This window comes from Chitinophaga sp. ARDCPP14, from assembly GCF_051362515.1.
Taxonomy (GTDB): domain Bacteria; phylum Bacteroidota; class Bacteroidia; order Chitinophagales; family Chitinophagaceae; genus Chitinophaga.
The window spans coordinates 472,673-493,808 of the sequence record NZ_JBKIXB010000002.1 but is presented as its reverse complement, the minus strand read 5'-3'; the positions used below and the strand labels follow the sequence as shown (position 1 = coordinate 493,808).

The 21,136-nt window shown below is 47.2% G+C and carries 17 protein-coding genes; 11 read left to right on the top strand and 6 right to left on the bottom strand.

The features are described from left to right. Positions 1-104 precede the first annotated feature (104 nt). The 4 genes from ACLHR0_RS06650 to ACLHR0_RS06635 all read left to right on the top strand — a co-directional run bounded on the left by ACLHR0_RS06650 (position 105) and on the right by ACLHR0_RS06635 (position 6,935). A complete protein-coding gene (locus ACLHR0_RS06650; RefSeq protein WP_436485478.1) occupies positions 105-968 on the top strand; it encodes a helix-turn-helix domain-containing protein in 864 nt (287 codons plus the stop codon). 111 nt (positions 969-1,079) lie between these two features. Beyond that, positions 1,080-2,492: a TolC family protein gene (locus tag ACLHR0_RS06645; protein WP_436485476.1), complete on the top strand. Its 1,413-nt coding sequence runs from the start codon at positions 1,080-1,082 to the stop codon at positions 2,490-2,492. Positions 2,493-2,527: 35 nt separating this feature from the next. Then, positions 2,528-5,770 (top strand): efflux RND transporter permease subunit, encoded by a 3,243-nt coding sequence (locus ACLHR0_RS06640; protein ID WP_436485474.1) that lies wholly within the window; start codon positions 2,528-2,530, stop codon positions 5,768-5,770. A gap of 40 nt (positions 5,771-5,810) precedes the next feature. Continuing rightward, a complete protein-coding gene (locus ACLHR0_RS06635) occupies positions 5,811-6,935 on the top strand; it encodes an efflux RND transporter periplasmic adaptor subunit (protein ID WP_429042818.1) in 1,125 nt (374 codons plus the stop codon). Positions 6,936-7,277: 342 nt separating this feature from the next. Here the strand turns inward: ACLHR0_RS06635 and def are convergent, their stop codons facing one another. Next, positions 7,278-7,799, bottom strand: coding sequence for a peptide deformylase (def, locus tag ACLHR0_RS06630; protein WP_436485472.1), 522 nt, complete (start codon positions 7,797-7,799; stop codon positions 7,278-7,280). Positions 7,800-7,902: 103 nt separating this feature from the next. On the opposite strand from def, the gene ACLHR0_RS06625 reads away from it, so the two are divergent. Next, positions 7,903-8,694 (top strand): helix-turn-helix domain-containing protein, encoded by a 792-nt coding sequence (locus ACLHR0_RS06625; protein WP_436485470.1) that lies wholly within the window; start codon positions 7,903-7,905, stop codon positions 8,692-8,694. A gap of 58 nt (positions 8,695-8,752) precedes the next feature. Here the strand turns inward: ACLHR0_RS06625 and ACLHR0_RS06620 are convergent, their stop codons facing one another. The 4 genes from ACLHR0_RS06620 to kbl form a co-directional block, all read right to left on the bottom strand. Then, complete coding sequence (locus ACLHR0_RS06620) at positions 8,753-9,544, bottom strand: tetratricopeptide repeat protein (protein ID WP_436485468.1); 792 nt, start codon at positions 9,542-9,544, stop codon at positions 8,753-8,755. Positions 9,545-9,554: 10 nt separating this feature from the next. Next, positions 9,555-10,574, bottom strand: a complete 1,020-nt coding sequence (locus ACLHR0_RS06615) for a VWA domain-containing protein (protein ID WP_436485466.1) — start codon at positions 10,572-10,574, stop codon at positions 9,555-9,557. A gap of 149 nt (positions 10,575-10,723) precedes the next feature. Next, complete coding sequence (gene blaOXA, locus ACLHR0_RS06610) at positions 10,724-11,527, bottom strand: class D beta-lactamase (protein ID WP_436485464.1); 804 nt, start codon at positions 11,525-11,527, stop codon at positions 10,724-10,726. Positions 11,528-11,702: 175 nt separating this feature from the next. Next, a complete protein-coding gene (gene kbl / locus ACLHR0_RS06605) occupies positions 11,703-12,890 on the bottom strand; it encodes a glycine C-acetyltransferase (protein WP_370908710.1) in 1,188 nt (395 codons plus the stop codon). A gap of 380 nt (positions 12,891-13,270) precedes the next feature. On the opposite strand from kbl, the gene ACLHR0_RS06600 reads away from it, so the two are divergent. From ACLHR0_RS06600 to ACLHR0_RS06575, 6 genes are all read left to right on the top strand, one after another. Then, entirely contained in the window at positions 13,271-13,756 is a 486-nt protein-coding gene (locus tag ACLHR0_RS06600; RefSeq protein WP_079471317.1) for an RNA polymerase sigma factor, read from the top strand. Positions 13,757-13,779: 23 nt separating this feature from the next. Beyond that, positions 13,780-14,844: a hypothetical protein gene (locus ACLHR0_RS06595; protein ID WP_436485462.1), complete on the top strand. Its 1,065-nt coding sequence runs from the start codon at positions 13,780-13,782 to the stop codon at positions 14,842-14,844. Positions 14,845-14,863: 19 nt separating this feature from the next. Continuing rightward, positions 14,864-15,802: an outer membrane beta-barrel protein gene (locus ACLHR0_RS06590; RefSeq protein WP_370908708.1), complete on the top strand. Its 939-nt coding sequence runs from the start codon at positions 14,864-14,866 to the stop codon at positions 15,800-15,802. A 29-nt stretch (positions 15,803-15,831) separates the two neighbouring features. Continuing rightward, on the top strand, positions 15,832-16,170 hold the full coding sequence (locus ACLHR0_RS06585) for a hypothetical protein (protein ID WP_436485459.1): 339 nt from the start codon (positions 15,832-15,834) through the stop codon (positions 16,168-16,170). A 155-nt stretch (positions 16,171-16,325) separates the two neighbouring features. Next, on the top strand, positions 16,326-19,265 hold the full coding sequence (locus ACLHR0_RS06580) for a M16 family metallopeptidase (protein WP_436485457.1): 2,940 nt from the start codon (positions 16,326-16,328) through the stop codon (positions 19,263-19,265). Between the two features lie 128 nt (positions 19,266-19,393). Continuing rightward, positions 19,394-19,960, top strand: coding sequence for a L,D-transpeptidase family protein (locus ACLHR0_RS06575; protein ID WP_436485455.1), 567 nt, complete (start codon positions 19,394-19,396; stop codon positions 19,958-19,960). Positions 19,961-20,135: 175 nt separating this feature from the next. Here ACLHR0_RS06575 and ACLHR0_RS06570 read toward each other — a convergent pair whose 3' ends face one another. Then, a complete protein-coding gene (locus ACLHR0_RS06570) occupies positions 20,136-21,122 on the bottom strand; it encodes an alpha/beta hydrolase (protein ID WP_436485454.1) in 987 nt (328 codons plus the stop codon). Positions 21,123-21,136: the final 14 nt, after the last annotated feature.

Genomic DNA, 21,136 nt, shown 5'->3' with positions numbered 1-21,136 from the left:
CCTGTGGTATAATAAAGCCGCAGCTTAAAGCTACATTAAATTCCACGAACGGCGGGCGCCAAAGGGCACAAATAGGGGATAAAAGTGTATTTTTGAGCCACTGTATGTTACTGAATAAAAGCATAGATATACCTTACCAGCAATTGCCCTTTTCCGGGCAGTTCAACGTAGCTTCCCTGGGCATGTTCCGCAATGAATTAACGGACCAGCCTCACCGCCATGATCATTTTCAGATTATATGGATCACCAAAGGGAAAGGACGGCACATGGTGGATTTCGTGTGGTATGAAGTGGAAGATGATATGATCTTCCTGCTTCGCCCGGGACAGGTGCATCAGCTGGATTGTGAGCGGGAAGGGTATTTCCTGTATTTCACGGAACAATTTTACTTTACCAATAAGCACGATAAAGAAACCCTTTACGATTTTACTTCGCTTTTCGATAACTGGCACGGATACGGGCCCATCAGTACCAGCGGCCATACCTCGGAGTCTCTCCTGGGGCTGATACAACTGATGAGCAGGGAAAAATCCTGCGCGCCTGCCGGCAGCCAGGGCATTGTGAAACATTACCTGAATGCCTTCCTGTTGCTGATAGAACGGGAAAAGAAACGCAATGCCGCGGAAACCATGATGCCGCTGGCGCACGACGCACGTGTTGTGCAGCTGCGCCGCCTGCTGGAACAACATTACCGCACAGAACACCAGGTGGCCTTTTATGCAGGCGCCTTTGCCCTCACCCCCAAAAGGCTGAACGAAATTACCAAAGAAACCACCGGTCGTACCGTCACCGAATTATTACACGACCGGATTGTGCTCGAATCAAAACGAAACCTGGCCTTCAGTCACAAAAGTGTCAAGGAGATCTGTTATGAGCTTGGATTCGAGGACCCTGCTTACTTTAGCCGCTTTTTTAAGAACAATACCGGTATCTCTCCCCAGGATTTCCGGGATATGATGTTCAAATAGTCCAAGTCAATAGCTGATTTGTCCTAACACCCGCCACTTACCCCGTTCTATATTTGCATTCTTATTTGTGAGCCCGCATCAGTCGGCTTTTAAGACGCTATAGATTAATATATGAACATCTGGAAACCGCTTTGCCTGCTGGTGATTGCAGGCTGCTGTTCGGTGGCCGTGATGGGTCAGCCCCGCCCGCTCACCTTACAGGAAGCACTACAAACAGGATTGAAAAATTATCAGTCCATCAAAGCAAAAGAAAACTATGCTAAAGCAGCTATAGAAAATATCAGTGCAGTAAAAAGAGAATACTTACCTGATCTGAACCTTGCCGCCCAGAATAGTTATGGTACCGTGAATGGTGAAAATGGTCCTATGTGGGGATATAAAGGCTGGACTACCGGCGCTTCCGGGCCGGCCCTGCCATCACAGAACTGGAATGCCGCCTTCGGTGGATTATACCTGGCCAATATCAGCTGGGATGTAGTCACCTTTGGCCGTCAGCACGCAAAAGTGCAGGCCGCGAAAGAACAATTGTATACCAACCAGGCCGACCTGGAACAGGAGAAATTTGAACAGCAGGTACGCATCGCCGGGGCATATCTTAACCTGCTGGCAGCACAGCGGTTGCGGGGCTCCATGGAATCGAACCTGAAACGAGCGCAGGATCTGCAGCATATCATTGTTTCCCGCGCATTGAACGGGCTCAGTGCCGGGGTAGACAGCTCCATCGCCAACGCAGAAGTATCCAAAGCGAAACTGACACTGGTAGACGCTGTGAATTACGAAAATGCACAAAGCAACAAGCTCGCGGAAATGATGGACGTGCCTGCGCAGGACTTTACACTGGATACCACGTTTATTACCAAGATACCTAACCAGCTGCTGGAAACGGTGTCTGCACAGGATTCTGTATCACTGAAGAATCAGCCCTTGCTGAAACTGTTCAGTTCGCGCGTAACATTGAGTGACGCAAATCAAAAGCTGATCAGCAAAAATGCCATGCCGCGACTGTCCTTTATGGGTGTGATGCAAACGCGCGGTTCCGGGTTTGACTACGACTATGGCGCTGCTAATCTCAGCCACTACAGCCAGGCATACTGGTCGGGCGTGAAGCCGCAGGTATCCAATTACCTCGTGGGCCTCAATCTTTCGTGGACGGTGACGGATCTGTGGCGCACACATTCGCAGGTTGCCCGTCAGCACTACACCACAGAAGGATTAAAAAATGAATACAATCAAACCTACAGCCGTTTGCAACATCAGCTGCAGCTGTCGGAACAACAGATAGATAATGCGGTGAAGAAATACCGGGAAGCGCCCATTGGCCTGAAAGCCGCCAGCGACGCCTTCCTGCAGAAAAGTACCCTGTATGAGAACGGCCTGACCAATATTGCCGACCTGGCCCAGGCACTGTACAATATTAACCGCGCGGAAACAGACCGGGATATTGCATACAATGGCGTGTGGCAGGCGATATTGTATAAATCCGCTACCGTAGGGGATCTGCAATTGTTTTTGAATCAACTGTAATTAACCGGAAAGCATCATTTCCTGAATATAACTGTATGAACCTGATTAAAACCGCATTACAAAAGCCGATAGCCATCATCGTGGTAGTGATGGGACTATTGTTTTTTGGTATTCAAGCAACGCGGGATATTAAAATAGATATCTTTCCGGATCTTAACCTGCCGGCTATATACGTATCACAGCCATATGGAGGGATGTCGCCACAACAGATGGAAGGCTTTATTGCCACCAACTACCAGAACCTCTTCCTGTATGTAACCGGCGTAAAAGATATTGAGGCCAAAAATATCCAGGGCCTTACCATGATCAAGATCTCTTTTTACGAAGGGACAAACATGGCCCAGGCCGCGGCGGAAGTAACAGCGATGGCCAATCGCGCCTTTGCATCGATGCCTTCGGGTACGCAACCACCCTTTATTATCCGTTTTGATGCATCCACCTTGCCAATCGGTCAGCTGGCACTGAGCAGTCCCACACGCACCAATAATGAACTACAGGATCTGGCTATGACCGTCGTACGTCCATCGTTCAGCCGGATTGCCGGGCTTACTTCACCTGCGCCTTTTGGCGGTAACTCCCGCACTATCGTGATCCATGTGGATCCGCAACTGATGCGCAGTCACCATCTTTCGGCCGACCAGGTAGTAGCCGCTATAAAAGATAATAACCAGATATCACCGGCCGGCAACGTGCGTATCGGCGATATCACTTATCTCACACCCGCCAACACCGTGATACGCACGGTAAAGGAATTTGAGAATATTCCGCTGGTAATGGGAGATGGCCCTACCGTATTTGTACGGGATGTGGCAAAGGTAGAAGATGCCGCAGACATCACCAGTAGCTACGCCGTGATCAACGGAAAGCGCTCTGTATATCTACCTATCATAAAAACTGCAGATGCCTCCACGTGGACGGTAGTAAATAACCTGAAGACAGCATTACCCAATATTCAGAAATTATTACCGGAAGATGTAAAGATTTCCTTTGTATTTGACCAGAGCGTGTATGTGATCAATGCCGTGAAAAGCCTTATCAGTGAAGGCGTAATAGGCGCTGTACTCACGGCGCTGATGGTATTGCTGTTCCTGGGCGACCGGCGCAGCGCCTATATCGTGATCATCACCATCCCGGTATCCATCATCATTGGCGTAATGTTGCTCAAGCTCTTCGGGCAAACGATCAACATCATGACCCTGAGCGGGCTGGCGCTGGCCATCGGTATCCTGGTAGATGAGTCGACGGTAACCATTGAAAACATTCACCAGCACCTGGAAATGGGGAAGCCCAAAGCCCAGGCAATCTGGCATGCGTGCCAGGAAATCGCCTTTCCAAAACTCCTGATCCTGTTGTGTATCCTTGCGGTGTTTGCGCCTTCGTTTACCATGAAAGGCGTGCCCCGTGCGATGTTTATGCCACTGTCGCTGGCCATCGGCTTTTCCATGATCGCTTCTTACCTGTTGTCGCAAACGCTGGTGCCCATTCTCGCCAACTGGATGCTGGATGCCAATAAATTCAAGCATCATGGCCACCCACATGTGCCTAGCAACGACGTGCATAAAACAGCCGGGTATATTGAAACAGAAATTGCAGATGAAAAGCAACACGCCAAAACTATTTCCGGCTTCGATCGCTTTAAGCTGCGCTTTATCGGCTGGCTGGAAACGCTGCTGAAAAGACGGAAGCTGGTGATTGGCGCCTACTTTATTGGGGTTTTTGGTATAGTAGCGCTATGTATGAGTATTATAGGCCGTGATATTTTACCTAAACTGAATAACGGGCAGTTCCAGTTAAGGCTGAAAGAACCTACCGGAACGCGCCTCGAACGGACGGAAACCATGCTTATTAAATCCACGGAAATTCTGAAGGAGGTGGTCGGCGCCAAAAACATCGACATTACTTCTTCCTTCATCGGTACTCATCCATCGTCCTATTCTACCAACCCCATTTACCTGTTTATGGCTACGCCTAATGAAGCCGTGTTGCAGGTGAACATGAAAGAGGATTTTAAGATCAACATGGATGAGTTCAAAGAAAAGCTGCGCAAGCGGATCCATGAACAGATGCCGGAAGTGAAGATGAGCTTTGAGCCAATAGATCTTACCGATAAGGTAATGAGCCAGGGCGCCTCTACGCCGATTGAAATTGCCATCATGGGTAAAAATCTCAAAGAAAGCGTACCCTATGCGAAAAAGGTATTGGCAGAAATGAAGAAGATTCCCTACCTGCGGGACGTGCAGATCAACCAGGCGATGGATTACCCGGCTATCCGGATAAACATTGACCGGGAGAGGGCCGGACAGCTGGGTGTAAGCGTTACAGACATCGCTAAATCACTCACAGCTTCCACCTCCTCCAGCCGTTTTACGGAAAAAAATAACTGGCTGGATGAGAAAAATGCAACGTCTTATTTTGTTCAGATCTCCGTACCGGAAAATGAGATGTCGAGTATTAATGATATGGCCGCTATTCCTATCAGCAAAAACAACACCCGGCCTTCACTGGGGGATGTGGCTACGTTACAGCCGGATACCGTGGTGGGAGAATATGACCGTATCGGCGCTGTGAGAATTGTTTCTATTGGCGCCAATATTCACAAAAAAGACCTGGGCAATGCCTCTGCTGCTGTAGCAGCGGCCATCAAACGTGCCGGCGAGCCACCGCGTGGTATTACCGTAGAGAAGCGCGGTTTGATGAACCTGCTGAATGAAACACTGGATAGTTTACAGTCGGGATTACTGGTAGCCATTATTGTGATCCTGTTATTGCTGGCGGCTAATTTCCAATCGTTCAAAGTAGCGTTGGTGGTGGTGTCTACGATCCCCGCGGTACTGGCAGGGTCACTGATCATGTTGCTGATCACGGGTTCTACGCTCAACCTGCAATCATATATGGGGATTATTATGTCGGTGGGCGTGTCGGTAGCCAATGCGATCCTGCTGATCACCAACGCAGAGAAGCTGCGGCTGGAAAATCATGATGCCCGCAGATCTGCACTGGAAGGTACTTCTATCCGGCTGCGTCCTATCCTCATGACGAGCATCGCCATGGTAGCAGGTATGATCCCGATGGCATCGGGACTGGGTGAAGCGGGCGATCAAACAGCGCCGCTTGGCCGCGCGGTAATTGGCGGGTTGATAGCCAGCACTTTTGCTTCCCTGTTTATTTTACCGCTGATCTTCGCATGGGTACAGCAGAAGTCAACCGTGAAATCGGTATCACTGGACCCTGAAGATGAAAACAGCCCGTATTATGTTCCGGGAGCGGCACGCGTTTAACACAGGTATAACTATAATGACTAAACGACATATCAATATCATGAATATAAATAAATACAGCCTGTCGTATCGGGTCATGACAGCTGCTGCATTATTATCTGCCGGTTTGTATTTCACCTCCTGTCACAGTTCCCGGGCAGACGATGAAAATGAAAAAGAAGACGGAGGTGTTCAGGTGAAAATTATTCACCTGCAAAAAAGCCAGCTGGATGCATCCCTGAAATTACCCGGAGAAATAAAGCCGTTTCAATTTGCCGATCTCTATGCAAAGGTGAACAGCTATGTAAAAAATGTAAATGTAGACCTGGGCAGCCAGGTAACTGCCGGCCAGGTGCTGGCAACGCTGGATGCGCCGGAAATGAATACACAATTGCTGGAGGCGCAATCCAGGCTTCATACAAAGGAAGCGATGTTTCGCGCCAGTCGTGCCACGTACGACCGTTTGCTCAAAACCAGTAAAGTGCCGGGTACCATTTCCCCCAACGACCTGGATATGGCGTTTGAGAAAATGAGCGCCGATAGCGCGGAATTGTTATCCTCCCGCTCTTCTTACCATGAAGTACAGCAAATGCTGGGCTACCTGGTGATCCGCGCTCCGTTCAGCGGAGTGATCAGCCAGCGTAATGTGCACCCAGGCACTTACGTAGGTCCTGCAGGCAAGGGTTCAGATAAACCGTTGTTCCGTTTGGAAGAACAGCAAAAACTGCGTTTGTCCGTGGCCGTGCCTGAGATCTATACAGATGATGCCCACCACGCCGGTGACGTGCGTTTTACCGTGAAGTCCTTGCCGGGAGACACTTTTACGGCGAAGGTAACCCGTATAGCCGGTAGCCTGGACGTAAAGCTGCGTTCTGAAATACTGGAAATGGATGTGGCCAACAAAGAAGCCCGCCTGCTTCCGGGTATGTATGCAGAAGTGCTGATGCCAATGCCGGGCAAGAAAGATGTGTACATCGTGCCTAAATCTGCCATCATCAGTAATTCAGAAAGGGTATTTGTGATTAAGTCGGTGAATAACAAAGCCGTGTGGATCCCGGTGAAATGTGGAAATGAATCCAACGGCCAGGTGGAGGTTTTTGGTGATTTGTCCGACAACGACCAGCTGGTACAGAATGGCAGTGATGAAATAAAAGAAGGAACGCCGTTAACGGCAGTTGCAAAATAATGTGTGTTTAAAGGGGGGAAGTTGTTTGCAGGAAAAATGGATCAACAGGTAAATGAATCGTCAGAAAAAAACAGGAATCAACGGACAAAAGAATCATTTAACAGACTGTATTCGGCAAGGTAAAGAGTGACGGATAGCAGGCAAACATACTTCCCTGATGAATCAGGCAATACAGCGCTTCCGCAAGGGGCGCTGTTGCTTTAAAACACGAAGAGAATTGTTACGCCGCGTAACAATTGTAGGTTTAGGTAAAACGGCCGGAATATTCCTATTCCGGTTTTTTTATGCGCGTATGTTGTCTTACTCAGGATTAGGAGGATTAGATGGATTGCTTTGAGTTTTTTAAAGGAATTTCATGGGATAAGCTGTTTTTACCTTGCCTTTTGTGATGGCCCGTAGTTTATTTTTCAGCAGCTTTTTTTTTAAGGGAGATAGATAATCGAGATGGAGTTTTCCGTTGATGTGATCATATTCATGTTGTATAACCCTCGCGATGTTTCCGCTGAAAGTGGCGGTGTGCTTTATAAAGTGTTCGTCCTGGTATTGTATTGTAATGGCAGCTCCGCGTGGCACATCTTCCCAGATATCCGGAATGCTGAGACAACCTTCTGCATCATAGGTGGTGTCTTCGCTGTACCACAATATTTCGGGGTTAATAAATACATTTTTAAAATCGTCTGTGGAAACAATGAAAAGGCGTACCGGCCTGTTCACCTGCGGTGCGGCCAAACCCGCTCCGTTAGCCCGTTCCAGTGTGGTCCACATATCACGGATCAGTTCCCCTGTGCCGGCTGTTGCGGGCATAATTATTTCACATCGTTGTCTTAATATAGCGGCGCCATAGGCGATGATCGGCAGGATCATATTCTTTCTTTTCTGCAAAGAAATTCAGAAGGAAACAGCGGTAATAGTAAATTTTAGACACTTGTAAAATGGGTTGCTGGTTTATTCCTAATTTTGGATGGTTATGCCGGTAGATATTCTTGCACATCTTATTTGTCATCAGCCATCAGCGGCGGTGAGATCCTTGCCGCCATCATCTGCACTGTTGCGGGTGGTGGAATGCTATTGCTGGTATACACAGCTACACAACAGGAAAATATTGGCTGCGTTAGACGGGCAACCGGCGTTGGTATTTTTGCTGAACCGGCGTAGCGTCCAGTTTACCGGGCGGCATAACTTTACTATTAGTGAGGGTTTTTTCTGCAGCGGAATCCTGGAAAATACTTACCTCGAAGATATTACCCCCGGCGCCCGACTGCTGGTAGTAAAATTTACAGCAGATGGGTGGGCCTGGTTAAAGCCACTGCTGCCGCAAACGGACGCGCCATTGGCGCCGTTACCGGCAACATGGCGGCCATTGTTACAGGAGATAAGAGCGGCCGGATCCCCGCAGCGGCAATCCGGGGTGCTGAACGCATTCCTGGAGCGATGGATACCCCGCAACGTCATGGGTAATTACCTGCTTCAAACGGCGGCGATGATGATCCGGCAATGTGGAGGAAAAATAGCCGTAGCGGATATCTGTGAAGCCCTGAAAGTAAACTACAAATGGCTGGAGCGGAATTTTCGTATGTCCACCGGCGTTACTCCCAAACATTATATCAGTAATATCCGTTTTTTGCATGCGTGGAGCGATGTGCATAAAGCGGCGCAGCCATTAACCGGTATAGCCCTGGATAATGGCTACTACGATCAGAATCATTTCATTAAGGCATATAAGAAATACACCGGCAGTGTACCTTCTGCGCCTAAATAAAACATCCCAAAGCGGGACTACCAGCTTTGGGATGTTTGATATGGAGAGGATGAAAATGTTACCAGTCTTTGTCTTTTGGTACAATCTGACCTTTTACTTTCTTCGCTTTGTCCTGCAATTTCTTTTCTTCCTGTGATAAAGCCTGCAACAGGCGTTCTGCTTCCTGCTTGCTCATCTTGCTGGGTTGTGGCTCCGGCTTCTGCTGATCCTCTTTGTCTTTATCGCCTTTGTCCAGGTCTTTATTCTGCTGGTCCTTGTTCTGGTCTTTGTTTTGATCCTTGTCTTTATCCTGTTGGTCTTTGTTCTGATCTTTATTTTTGTCTTTGTTCTGATCGTTTTTGTTCTTGTCTTTATTCTTGTCCTTGTCTTTGTTATCTTTTTTATCGTTGCCGCCGCCGCCTTGCTGTTGTTTTTTCAGCATGGCCTGGGCATAGGCGAGATTATAACGGGCATCCTCATCGGAGGGATTGACCTTCAATGCCTGTTTGTAGGATTTGATGCTTTCTTCCCATTTTTTGCCTTCCATGAAGGTATTGCCGATATTATAATCAGCGTCGGATTTGATGGCTGGTTTGCCACCCAGTTTCAGGCTGTTGGCATATTGCGCGCGTGCATCATCGTAACGTTTTTGCTGATAGAGGGAGTTACCTAGGTTATAACTGCCTTCGGCGGATTGGGCGTTTTGTTCCAGCGCTTTTTTGTAATTGGCTTCCGCATCGGTGTATTGTTGTTTTTTATACAGTTCGTTGCCTTTGCGGATATACTTATTGGAGCCGTTCTGCGCGAAGCCGGTAAGGCTGGCGAGCATTACTGCAATAAGGAAACTATATTTTATAAAAATGATTTTCATGAGTAATGAATTAAACTGCCGGTGATTCAGGAGTGCGCTTGAAGCGAACTTCAGGAATAAAAAATTCAATCAGCAGCAATGCCAGGCATACACCCAGGAAATACTGAAAATAACTGTTGTAGTCGGTGAATACGTTCTCTCCAAATTCTTTCTGCTCCATGCCGTCTATCTTATTGACAAGGGTATTTACTACGTCGTCGGTATTATTATCCAGGTGCTGATAAATGCCTTTGCCGGCGGCAGCAATGCCTCTGAGCTCCGCTTCATTCAGTTTGGAAATAACGGTATTGCCTTCCCTGTCCTTTTTATAGCTCCCGGTTTCCGGGTCCGGCAGAGGAGAACCCGCTACAGAACCGATGCCGATGGTATTGGTAACGGCGCCGTTCTCAAAAGCGGCTTTGGTACGCTGGATAGCAGTTTCATCATGATCTTCCCCATCAGAGATAATGATGAGGGCTTTATGCTTACGTTCTTTTTTGTTAAAAGCGTCGTCGGATACCTGTATTGCCTGACCAATGGCGGTACCCTGTGTAGGGATCATGTCCGGGGATACGGTGCTGAGGTACATTTTGGCAGCAGAATAATCAACGGTGAGGGGCATTTGCAGATAAGCGTTACCGGCAAATACCACGAGGCCTACGCGGTCATTATCCAGTTTATCCATCAGCTTACTGATGAGCTGGCGGGCGCGGGTAAGGCGGTCCGGCTGCACATCCGTAGCCAGCATACTTTTACTTACATCCAGCGCTATCATCACATCCACGCCTTTGCGGGTGATTTTTTCCATGCGGCTGCCTTTCTGCAGGTTGGCCAATCCAACTACGCCGAAGAAGAAAGCCAGGAAAATAAGCAGGAACTTTAATATAAACAGTTTGCGGGAGTAGCCGGTAAAGAGTTTTTCTACCAGTGCCTGATCCCCGATGCGGCGTATAGAGCGGCGTTTCCACCACGACACGCCCAGGAAGGCCACCTGTAAAACCAACAGGAGCACCAGTGCCCATAAATATTCACTATGCTGAAATCGTAACATATTCGATTTTAAGATAACCGTTACCGGGAGTACACCAGGTAAGGTATCAAAAATAATTTTTTTGTCACGTATTGCAAGCTGTAGGAGTGGGGTTTTATCGTTTTTTTAACGATCCCGGTCCCCAGGCCGGGCAGGTTAAGCCCGAATTGCTACATTTCGCCCTTAAAGTAACCGGCATCTGTGAGGATGTTTCTCAGGATGGCCATCCGTACTTTAGGAATATCCACTTTAGGATCTTCTGTTTCTATATTCAGCACAAAAAAGGTAGGGTGCCTGTTTTCTTCAATCCATCCTACTACCCATCCTAATTTTTTTACGTCGTTATAATCCCATCCTGTTTTGTAAGACAGTTCATATTTCGGCGTTTTTTCCATGAGCATTACTTCCCGTACAGTTTTCATGGTTGTTTTTGCAAAAGGCAGCTGGTCGAAATAGAGTTTTTTTACAAAGCCCAGTTCTTCATCCGGTGAAATGAGCAGGGAGTTATCCAGCCAGAAAGTATCCAGGCGGCTGATTTTCATATTGCCGTACTTAATGGAGTCGAGCCACAGTTGCATCGTTGGCTGGCCGATGCGCCGGGCTACTTCCTGAAAGTAGGGTACGGCCGATTGTTTAAATGCCTGGGCCATGGTGAGGTCCTGGTTCCATGCAGGAAACTGGCGGGTTACGCTGTCCCAGCGGATTACCATGCTGGTATCTTTGATAACGCCGGTATGCAGGCCCACGAGGGAATTGAATATTTTAAAGGTAGATGCAGGCTGAAAGCGCTTTTTAGCCCTGTCGAGGTTATATACTTTAAAGGTGCCCTGGCTGTTGTTGAATAACATGAAAGTGCCTTCTACTTTGTATTCGGCAAAATATTTTTCCCAGTCTTGTTCTTCTTTTACATTATTCGGTGCGCAGGCAGCGAGGAACAGGCCAACCGCCAGCAACATCCAACCAAATCGTTTCATCTGCATAATGATTGAGTAGTTATGAGGTGCAAAAGTAAGAATTACGGCGTAAGAAAAACGATTACGGGTTAGCAGGGAGATGGCAACCGGGATTATTCCGGCGTCTATCTCCCCACTAACCCGCAGTCTTATTTAATCATACTCAATCTTTATGCACCGGGTACGGCAGCAAGTTTTATTTAATCACGCCCAGTTCCTTACCTACTTTGGTAAAGGCGGCGATGGCCCTGTCGAGGTGTTCCTGTTCGTGGCCGGCGCTGAGCTGTACGCGGATGCGGGCCTGGCCTTTTGGTACCACCGGGAAGAAGAACCCGATTACATATATGCCTTCCTGGAGCAGTTTGTCGGCAAACTGGGCGCTCAGTACAGCATCATAAAGCATTACCGGAACAATGGGGTGGTCGCCTGGTTTGATATCAAATCCGGCTTCCGTCATTTTGCTGCGGAAGTATTTGGTATTGTATTCCAGTTTATCGCGCAGGGTGGTGGTTTCGCTCAGCATGTCCAGTACCGCGATGGAAGCGCCGACAATGCTGGGAGCCACTGAGTTGGAAAAGAGGTAGGGCCGGCTGCGCTGGCGCAGGATGTCGATCACTTCCTTTGGTCCGCTGGTGAATCCGCCGGAGGCGCCGCCCAGGGCTTTACCGAGGGTGCCGGTAATGATATCTACCCGGCCCATTACACCACGGTACTCATGGGTACCGCGACCGGTTTTACCCAGGAATCCGGAAGAGTGGCTTTCATCGGACATTACGATGGCGTTGTATTTATCAGCCAGGTCGCAGATCTTGTCCAGCTGGGCAATGGTACCATCCATGCTGAATGAGCCGTCTGTAACGATGATCCGGCTGCGGCAGTCTTTGGCTTCCTGCAGTTTTGCCTCCAGGTCGGCCATATTGTTATGCTCGTAGCGGAAGCGCTGTGCCTTGCAGAGACGAACGCCGTCGATAATGGAGGCGTGGTTCAGGGCATCAGAAATAATGGCATCCTGTTCATTGAACAGGGGCTCAAATACGCCACCATTGGCGTCGAATGCCGCTACATATAAAATAGTATCTTCTGTACCCAGGAATTTGGAGATCTTTTCTTCCAGTTCCCGGTGAATATCCTGTGTGCCGCAAATAAAACGAACGCTGCTCATGCCATAGCCATGAGTATCAATTGCATCTTTGGCAGCTTTCACCACAGCGGGGTGTGACGACAGACCCAGGTAATTGTTTGCGCAAAAGTTAAGCACGGTTTTGCCACCCACCTGTATTTCAGCTCCCTGCTCAGATGTAATAATGCGCTCTCTCTTGTACAGGCCGGCTTTATTGATATCGCCGAGTTCCTCCCGTAAACGGGTTATAAACTTCTCATTCATAAAAATTGCAATATTTAAAGTGGATCTACCAAAGTTATGGCAATAAATGTATTACGATTATTTATCGCGTAAATCAGTAACGACCGGATAAGCAAAAAGTTTGACCCAGGTGTAACATTTGCCCGCCGCCCTCCGTCATAGTACTATCATGATTATTGATGCCATGAAGTGGAAAACTGATAATTCACCCCTTTGGTAAAAGATGCTAAAAGAGCATACTTGATAAGAGGTTGATGCTCAGTTTGAAAGGAACTGTTACTACAACTGTGGGGAAGAATGTACCAGCTTTAGAGTAGGTGTGGGTAACAAATATGGATTTGGTCAATGATGGGTATTAAAGTATTTGTCGGAACTTAGCACTAAAATCCCGCACCACCGGAATGACGGAAAAGGAGTACAATAAATGCGTGGATCTGTATTCGGACAATTTATTCCGCTTTATAGTAAAGAATCTGGAGCATGCGGAAGATGCCAGAGACGTAGTACAGAATTCATTCGAGATATTGTGGAAGCACTGCCAGGATGTGCCTTTTGAAAAGGCAAAGTCATACCTGTTTACAGTCGGCTACCACAATATGATAGATCATGTACGTAAGGTAAAGCGGATCACACTTGTAGACCAGTTCAAAGACGAGGATAAAGTATCGGATCATAAGATACATAACGCGAAGGAAGTCATAGAAAAAGCATTATCCAAGCTCAGTGAAGTACAGCGCTCCTTAATTATGCTCAAGGATTATGAAGGATATTCCTACGAGGAAATAGGAGAAATGATGGAGCTGAATCCTTCGCAGGTAAAGGTTTACCTGCACAGGGCCAGGATACATCTGAAGAACTACCTGGTAAAAATGGAGAATGTTATATAATATTTTTATAATAAATTAGATTTTTGTCGATAGAAATTAACATATCAAACTACGAGTCCTATCTCCTCAGCTACATTGATGGTGAGCTGAATGAGACAGAGCTGGCTGCACTGGAACGTTTCCTGGAAAAGCATCCTCCTTTCCGTCAGGAACTGGAACTGCTGGAAGGAGCGAAACTGACGCCGGATAAACACGTTGTTTTTGATAATAAAGCTGCTTTGTATAAAACAGCTGCCGTTGATTACGAAGTATTAATGCTGAGCCATATCGACGGGGAGCTGACCGCTGCTGAGGAAGCCACTTTGCAGGAATACCTGCAGCAACATCCGGCAGCGCAGCGTGAACTGGCATTATTGGAGGCCACCAGGCTGGTACCTGATACCACTTTGGTATTTGCTGATAAAGCATCTCTTTACAGAAGCAGCAAACGCCGGGTTACCCCGGTATACCGCCGCATGATGTGGGCAACTGCTGCCGCCGCGGTAGTAGCGGGCCTGCTTATCTGGTTATTGCCAGCCAGCGATCAACAACCAGCACAAAAACCTGCCATTGCGGTAAACACACCACCTGCGGTTACTGTACCTGCACCAGCCGTAACTCCTGAAGTAACTACGCCGGTTGCTCCTGACCAATCCGCAGCTGCAACACAAAATGCGCCTGTTGCTGCGCCGCGGAGCAACCAACCCGTACCGGCCCAAAACCATAAAGCCGTAACGCCACGTGAAAACAAACCAGTTGCCGCTCCTGCAAATGAGCCTGCACTGGCTGCCGCAGACGTACCCAAAGCAGATTTGCCGGTTATTTCCCAGTTGCCGCCGCAGCGCAACTCTATGAGTGAAGTAGTGGAAGAGCACCTGCAACAGGCTGGTAACGCCCATGTTGTGGCGGTTCGGCCGGAAGTTAATAAGGAAGCGGTACTGGCAGCCAATACCAATACAAACGATCATTTAAATAATAAAATAGTTCCTGCAACCGAACAGCCAGGCGCTCCCGGTGAGTTGATCATGTCTGTAAGTGGCAGCGACAGCCGGATTTTAGATAAGGTAACCAATGTTGCAAAGCTTTTTTCCCGAAGAAGGAATAAATAATAAATCATGGTCATAGCATATGAAGCATAAATTTTTACTCATTTTGTTACTGGTATTATGTGGCGGGTGGGCTCATGCGCAAAAGGCAGATAAAACTACACCGGCACCACCGGACACCATACAGATCAAAGGATTGATCATTATCAAAGGAAAGAATGATAAGGGCCGAACCAGTTATAAGTTCTATAACGATACTGCCTATGCCCGCCAGAAGCTCAAAAAGAACCTGCAAACCAAATGGTTCGTTTTTGACCTGGGATTCAACAATTATATTGATCACAGCGACTATAACGGAGCCAGCTTTATTAATTACTACCCCAATAACAGCGCTTATTACAATGGAGCACCTGCCCCGGTGTCTAAATCATATGATTATTCTGCCGTAGGCCTCGCCACTTTTGCCCCAAGGGATGCCAGTGCGCCGTTGACGCCTTCAGAATTTAAGCTAATCACCGGAAAATCAATCAATTTTAATATCTGGTTATTTCAACAGCGACTTAATATAACAAAACACAAACTTAACTTGTTATATGCTTTAGGATTAGAGATGAATAACTATAGGTATGCCCGGAGCATTACGTATTTACCGGGTTATCCTACACAAATAATCAGAGATTCCGTAGAATTTTCAAAAAATAAGCTGTTTGCCGAATATATATCGATCCCGGTAATGCTTAATTTTAATTCTAACCCTGCCCGCCCGAGCCGTGCGTTCCAGGCGAGTTTCGGTGTCTCTGGTGGTTATCTCCTCAAATCCAGAACCAAGCAGGTAAGTGAAGAAAGAGGCAAGGTTAGAAAAACGGACGACTTTAATCTTAACAAGTGGCGTTTCGGCCTTACCAGTGAACTGGGCTATGGACCTGTAAAGTTGTATGCAAATTTTGCCCTTACGGCATTACATGACTATGGGTTACAACAGTATCCATTTTCAATAGGTATCCGGTTAAACGGATTCTAAGATTTATTAGCCAGTCCTAAATTGTGTTTATGCGTTCTTTTGTTGCTTTGATGACATGTATTGGTTGCATTGCATGGATTCACTCCTGTGAGAAACGTTTGTTAGGCGTTAGACTCGAAAAAAATAACTTACTTATTGATCAGCCAGAGCAGTTGCCCGTAGCAGTTGCACCAGCCAGCATTCCCGCTGCCAGGTACATTTCCCAGGTAATTCCTGCCACCAATACCATAACCGCTCCCGTTAGCCATAACAGGCGCCGGGCGAAAGCGAAAAAACAGGCCGGTAATAGCATGGCCATTGACTCGCTGCTGCTTAACCAGGTTTTTGTGCGCGGAAAGTATACCATTTATAATAACCAGAACCCCTGATATCAATCCTCTTCTTGTTAATTTGATCACCGGCCAGGCAACCGGTTGCAATTCCTATGCATCTACCGCTCATACAATTCTCCCTTTTTTTCCCGCTTTATAATTTTGACTTCCGGTATATTTGACAGACTAATTTCAAAAAACCAACTATTTGTATGAGTCTTAAAAGAGTCGTATTACTATTCCTGTTTGCCTGCTCGCTCAAAGTAGCGGGAGCCCAGGGAAAATATCAATGGAAGGAGGCTACTGGTGGCGGTTATACCTATAAGTACGTTTCCGATGATCCCATGAAGGCACGCTTTTATACGCTGAAAAACGGCCTGACAGTTATCCTGAGTGTCAATAAAAAAGATCCCCGCATCCAGACATTGATCGGTACCCGCGCCGGCAGCGATAACGATCCAAAAGACCACACCGGCCTGGCGCACTACCTCGAACACCTCCTGTTTAAAGGCACTGAAAAATTTGGTTCGCTCAACTGGGCAAAGGAAAAACCACTGATCGATGAGATCTCCAATTTGTATGATAAATACAATAAAACAGTGGACCCTGCTGCCCGTAAAGCTGTTTATCATGAAATAGACAGCGTTTCCGGAGTAGCCGCCAAATATGCCATTGCCAATGAATACGACAAAATGATGTCGGGCATGGGCGCACAGGGCACCAACGCCCATACCTGGGTAGAAGAAACCATTTATGAGGAAGATATTCCTTCCAATGCCATCGACAAATACCTGACCGTACAGGCGGAGCGTTTCCGTGACCCGGTTTTCCGCCTGTTCCACACCGAACTGGAAGCCGTATACGAAGAAAAGAACCGCGGACTGGATAATGATGGCCGGAAAGTGTACGAAACCATGCTCGCAGCCCTGTTTCCTACCCATAACTATGGCCAGCAATCTACCATCGGTACCGTTGAACATCTCAAAAATCCAAACCTGAAAGTAATCCGCGAATTCTACAATGAGTACTATGTGCCTAATAATATGGCCATCGTAATGGCGGGTGATTTTGATCCGGATTATGTGATTAAATCTATCGATCAGAAATTCAGCTATATGAAAGCCAAACCGGTAAAGGAATACAAGCCTGCCCCGGAAGCGCCGATCAAATCGCCGGTAATGAAAGAAGTACTGGGTCCGGATGCAGAAAGCGTAGATATCGCCTTCAGAATGCCCGGCGCCCTCGATACCAAATCCAACCTGGTACTGGGTGTGCTCTCTTCCATTCTCCAGAATGGTAAAGCCGGTTTGATGGATCTCAATATCAACAAGCAGCAAAAAGTACTGAACGCCAGCGTAAGTGTACTTGGCCTGAAAGACTACTCCATCTTCTCACTTAGCGGTAAAGCCAAACAAGGCCAAACCCTGGAAGAAGTAAAAGCGCTTTTACTGGGTCAGCTGGATATCCTGAAGAAAGGAAATTTTGATGAAACCCTGGTGAAAGCCATCATTAATAACGCCAAGCTGAGCGAACTGCAGGGCCTGGAAAGCAATAACAACCGCGCTACCGCCCTGATGGACGGATTCATTAAGAGCAGGGGTCAAAACTGGTTATATGATGTAGCCTATGTGGATGATATGGGCACGGTTAACAAAAAACAAATCGTTGATTACGCCAATAAATTCCTCAATGATAACTATGTAATTGTTTACAAACGCAAGGGCGAAGATAAGAACATCGAAAAGGTTGAAAAACCTGCCATCACCCCGGTGGAAGTAAACAGGGAAGCACAGTCGCCTTTCCTGCAACAGGTAGCTGCTATGCCCGCCACACCGGTAAAGCCACAGTGGCTGGATTATGAAAAAGATATCCAGAAAACCGCGATAGGTAATACTGATATGATGTATGTACAGAACAAAGACAATGGTCTTTTCCACCTGTACTACCGTTTCGATATGGGTACCTGGAACAATAAGAAACTGGCCCTGGCAGCGCAATACCTGCAATATCTGAGCACCGACAAATATACCTCTGAGCAGATCAGCAAAGAGTTTTATAACATTGCCTGTAACTTCAGCGTATCCGCTTCTGCTGAAAACACCACGGTGGTGATCAGCGGTTTGCAGGAAAATTTTGATAAGGCCGTTACCTTATTTGAACATGTGATTGCCAACTGCAAACCTAATGAAGACGCGCTGGCAGCACTGAAAGGCCGCATCCAGAAAGGCCGCTCCGACAGCAAACTGAATAAGGGCGCAATTATGAAAGGAGTAGTAAACTATGCAATGTATGGCGCAAAAAATCCGTTTAATAACCAGTTAAGTCAGGCTGAGCTGGATGGTGTTACCGCATCAGAACTCGTTACTATTTTGCATGAACTACCTGCTTACAAGCATACCATTATTTACTGGGGGCCTCAGCCACTGGCTGCTGCCGCGGCTGAAGTAAAGAAACTGCACCCGCTGCCGGCAACCTTTAAGCAGGCACCGGAAGCTATAAAATTTGCGAAAGATAACCAGGATAAAAGCCAGGTGCTGTTTGCAGATTATGATATGGTGCAGACAGAAGTAAACTGGGTAAGGAATTCAGCGGCATACAGTCCTGCCAACACAGGCGTGGTGACGCTGTTTAACAGCTACTTCGGTGGCGGAATGGGATCTGTTGTATTCCAAACCATCCGCGAGTCCAAAGCACTGGCTTATTCCACCTATGCCTACTACGCATCTCCCGATAAAAAAGACGACCGTTATTCTGTATTGGCCTACGTTGGTAGCCAGGCAGATAAAATGAATGACGCCATTTCAGGTATGAACGAATTGCTGAATGATATTCCCCGTGCCGATAAACTGTTGCAAACTGCTAAGGAAAGCATGAAGCAGGATATTGAAACAGAACGTATCACCAACGATGGAATTGTTTTCAGTTTCCTCGCCGCACAGAAGCTGGGATTAAATACGGATATCCGCAAACAGGTGTACGAGTCGATCGACAAAATGAACTTTGACGAAGTGAAGAAGTTCCATGATGAGAACCTGGCGCACAAACCATATACTTATTGTATTGTTGCTTCTGAAAAGAAGATCAGCACAGACGATCTGAAAAAATATGGCGATGTGAAGAAGCTCACGCTGGAAGAGATCTTCGGCTACTGATTACCGTAAGAAAAAATCTGATAAAATACAAAGGCACAAAGTTTTACGCTTTGTGCCTTTGTATTTTCAACCATCTCCCAAACAATAAATGATTATTCTGCTACGTTATCTGCATATTTATTACTCCTATGAAGAAGTGCTGTCATTACTGGTTGGTAGCTGTTCTGTTGCTGCTGCCGCTAAGTGGATTTATCAACGAATCTGATTTGTATAGTGTAAGGTTAAATGCTGCCAACATTGATCCTGATAAAATTTTCCTGCTGATAGATAAAAGCGATTACCGGTTGTATGTATACGAAGACGTGACGTTGAGAAAAATCTACAAGGTGGTATTTGGTAACCGCGACCAAACCGATAAACAAGTTGAAGGTGATCGCAGAACACCGGAAGGAACTTTCCATATTTTAACCAAAAGAGTGGATAAAAGCTGGAGCAGGTTCATGCTGCTGGACTATCCCAATGAGGTGTCCTGGCAGAAGTTCCGTGTCCGTCAGTCACAGGGCATGGTCTCCTCCAGTGCCAGTATTGGCGGGGCTATCGGCATCCACGGAGTGGAATATAATTCCGGTATCTGGGATAGTTATGTGGAAGGACGTATTAACTGGACACTGGGTTGTATCAGTATGAAGAACTCAGATGTTAACGAATTATACGAGGTAATCAAAGTGGGAACCCCGGTGGTTATTCGCCGGTAAGGTTTTTGCTGATTATTTCGCAGTGACTCCCGGTGGCAGTTGCATGTTGTAATTTAGCATCCACCACAAACCGGTACGGCATCTAGTGGGGCAGTACTACTGCACCATGACTCAAATATAAACGGCGGGTCAGATCCTGTGAAGAGCGCGCTCCACTCGTATGGTGCGCGCTTTTTTATGGTTGCAGAAAAGCAGTGACTTCCTTCATCCAGGTTGTGGAATCTTTGCCGCAAAACGACTGGTGTCTGGCGTTGGGGAAGATATACAGTTTTTTTTTCCGGGTACCTAAATGAGCAAATACCTCCCGTGTTTCCTGTTCCGTAACCCGGATATCCTGTTTCCCGTAAAAATATAATACCGGCATATCTATTTGGCTGGCATAGCTTTCCGGCTTAAAACCGGCGCCCCAGAAACCTTGTTCTATTCCTCCCCAGAAGGTAAGGATCTGTGAAAAAGGGAATGCCGGCAGATGCACCGCGCGCATCCTGCTTTTTACAGCGTCTGTAAGGGTAGCAAACGGGCACTGGAGGATGAGTTGCTTTGGTGTGAGCCCGTATTCAGGAACAGCCTTTAAAATAGCGGCAGCGCCCATGCTTACTCCCCACAGGATCACCGGTTGCTTGTTTTTCTGTTTTACATACTCCCACGCCAGCTTTACATCTTCTGCTTCTTTGTAGCCTACGCTGCAGGTATATCTTTCGCTGTTGCCATGGGCGCGAAAATCCAGTAAAAAAGTATTGTAGCCCAGCGCGCGGAAACGATTTGCCTCCGGCAACAGTGAGCCTTTATTGCCATTGTAACCGTGGAACAGGATAACTGTGCCGGTAGCCGCTTTGGCTGGGATCCACCAGCCTTCCAGCCGGAGGCCGCCGGCAGTGTGCAGCAATACGGTTTCGTAAGGTACTGATGGGAAACTGGTGGTAGCGGATTTGGCAATGCGTACACCAAACAAAATGGTTTTTATCTTTTCACCCGTACTCATTTGTTCCGGGAGTTTGTTCCTGCGGCCGCCATCGTCATAAAAGTGGGTAAACTTCCACGCGTGAAAGGCCCCGATGATATTGAGTAATACGAAAAGGATGATGCAGGTCCAGGCCAGCTTTTTGAAAAAACGCTTCATAGTATAATCAGGTACAACAAAGGGATGCAAAATAATCTGCATCCCTTTGTTTTTTA

What these genes read in the sequence shown, in the direction of transcription:
- ACLHR0_RS06650 (WP_436485478.1), top strand. Translation starts at nt 105, where the DNA reads ATGTTACTGAATAAAAGCATAGATATACCTTACCAGCAATTGCCCTTT.
- ACLHR0_RS06645 (WP_436485476.1), top strand. Translation starts at nt 1,080, where the DNA reads ATGAACATCTGGAAACCGCTTTGCCTGCTGGTGATTGCAGGCTGCTGT.
- ACLHR0_RS06640 (WP_436485474.1), top strand. Translation starts at nt 2,528, where the DNA reads ATGAACCTGATTAAAACCGCATTACAAAAGCCGATAGCCATCATCGTG.
- ACLHR0_RS06635 (WP_429042818.1), top strand. Translation starts at nt 5,811, where the DNA reads ATGAATATAAATAAATACAGCCTGTCGTATCGGGTCATGACAGCTGCT.
- def (WP_436485472.1), bottom strand. Translation starts at nt 7,799, where the DNA reads ATGATCCTGCCGATCATCGCCTATGGCGCCGCTATATTAAGACAACGA.
- ACLHR0_RS06625 (WP_436485470.1), top strand. Translation starts at nt 7,903, where the DNA reads ATGCCGGTAGATATTCTTGCACATCTTATTTGTCATCAGCCATCAGCG.
- ACLHR0_RS06620 (WP_436485468.1), bottom strand. Translation starts at nt 9,544, where the DNA reads ATGAAAATCATTTTTATAAAATATAGTTTCCTTATTGCAGTAATGCTC.
- ACLHR0_RS06615 (WP_436485466.1), bottom strand. Translation starts at nt 10,574, where the DNA reads ATGTTACGATTTCAGCATAGTGAATATTTATGGGCACTGGTGCTCCTG.
- blaOXA (WP_436485464.1), bottom strand. Translation starts at nt 11,527, where the DNA reads ATGAAACGATTTGGTTGGATGTTGCTGGCGGTTGGCCTGTTCCTCGCT.
- kbl (WP_370908710.1), bottom strand. Translation starts at nt 12,890, where the DNA reads ATGAATGAGAAGTTTATAACCCGTTTACGGGAGGAACTCGGCGATATC.
- ACLHR0_RS06600 (WP_079471317.1), top strand. Translation starts at nt 13,271, where the DNA reads ATGACGGAAAAGGAGTACAATAAATGCGTGGATCTGTATTCGGACAAT.
- ACLHR0_RS06590 (WP_370908708.1), top strand. Translation starts at nt 14,864, where the DNA reads ATGAAGCATAAATTTTTACTCATTTTGTTACTGGTATTATGTGGCGGG.
- ACLHR0_RS06585 (WP_436485459.1), top strand. Translation starts at nt 15,832, where the DNA reads ATGCGTTCTTTTGTTGCTTTGATGACATGTATTGGTTGCATTGCATGG.
- ACLHR0_RS06580 (WP_436485457.1), top strand. Translation starts at nt 16,326, where the DNA reads ATGAGTCTTAAAAGAGTCGTATTACTATTCCTGTTTGCCTGCTCGCTC.
- ACLHR0_RS06575 (WP_436485455.1), top strand. Translation starts at nt 19,394, where the DNA reads ATGAAGAAGTGCTGTCATTACTGGTTGGTAGCTGTTCTGTTGCTGCTG.
- ACLHR0_RS06570 (WP_436485454.1), bottom strand. Translation starts at nt 21,122, where the DNA reads ATGCAGATTATTTTGCATCCCTTTGTTGTACCTGATTATACTATGAAG.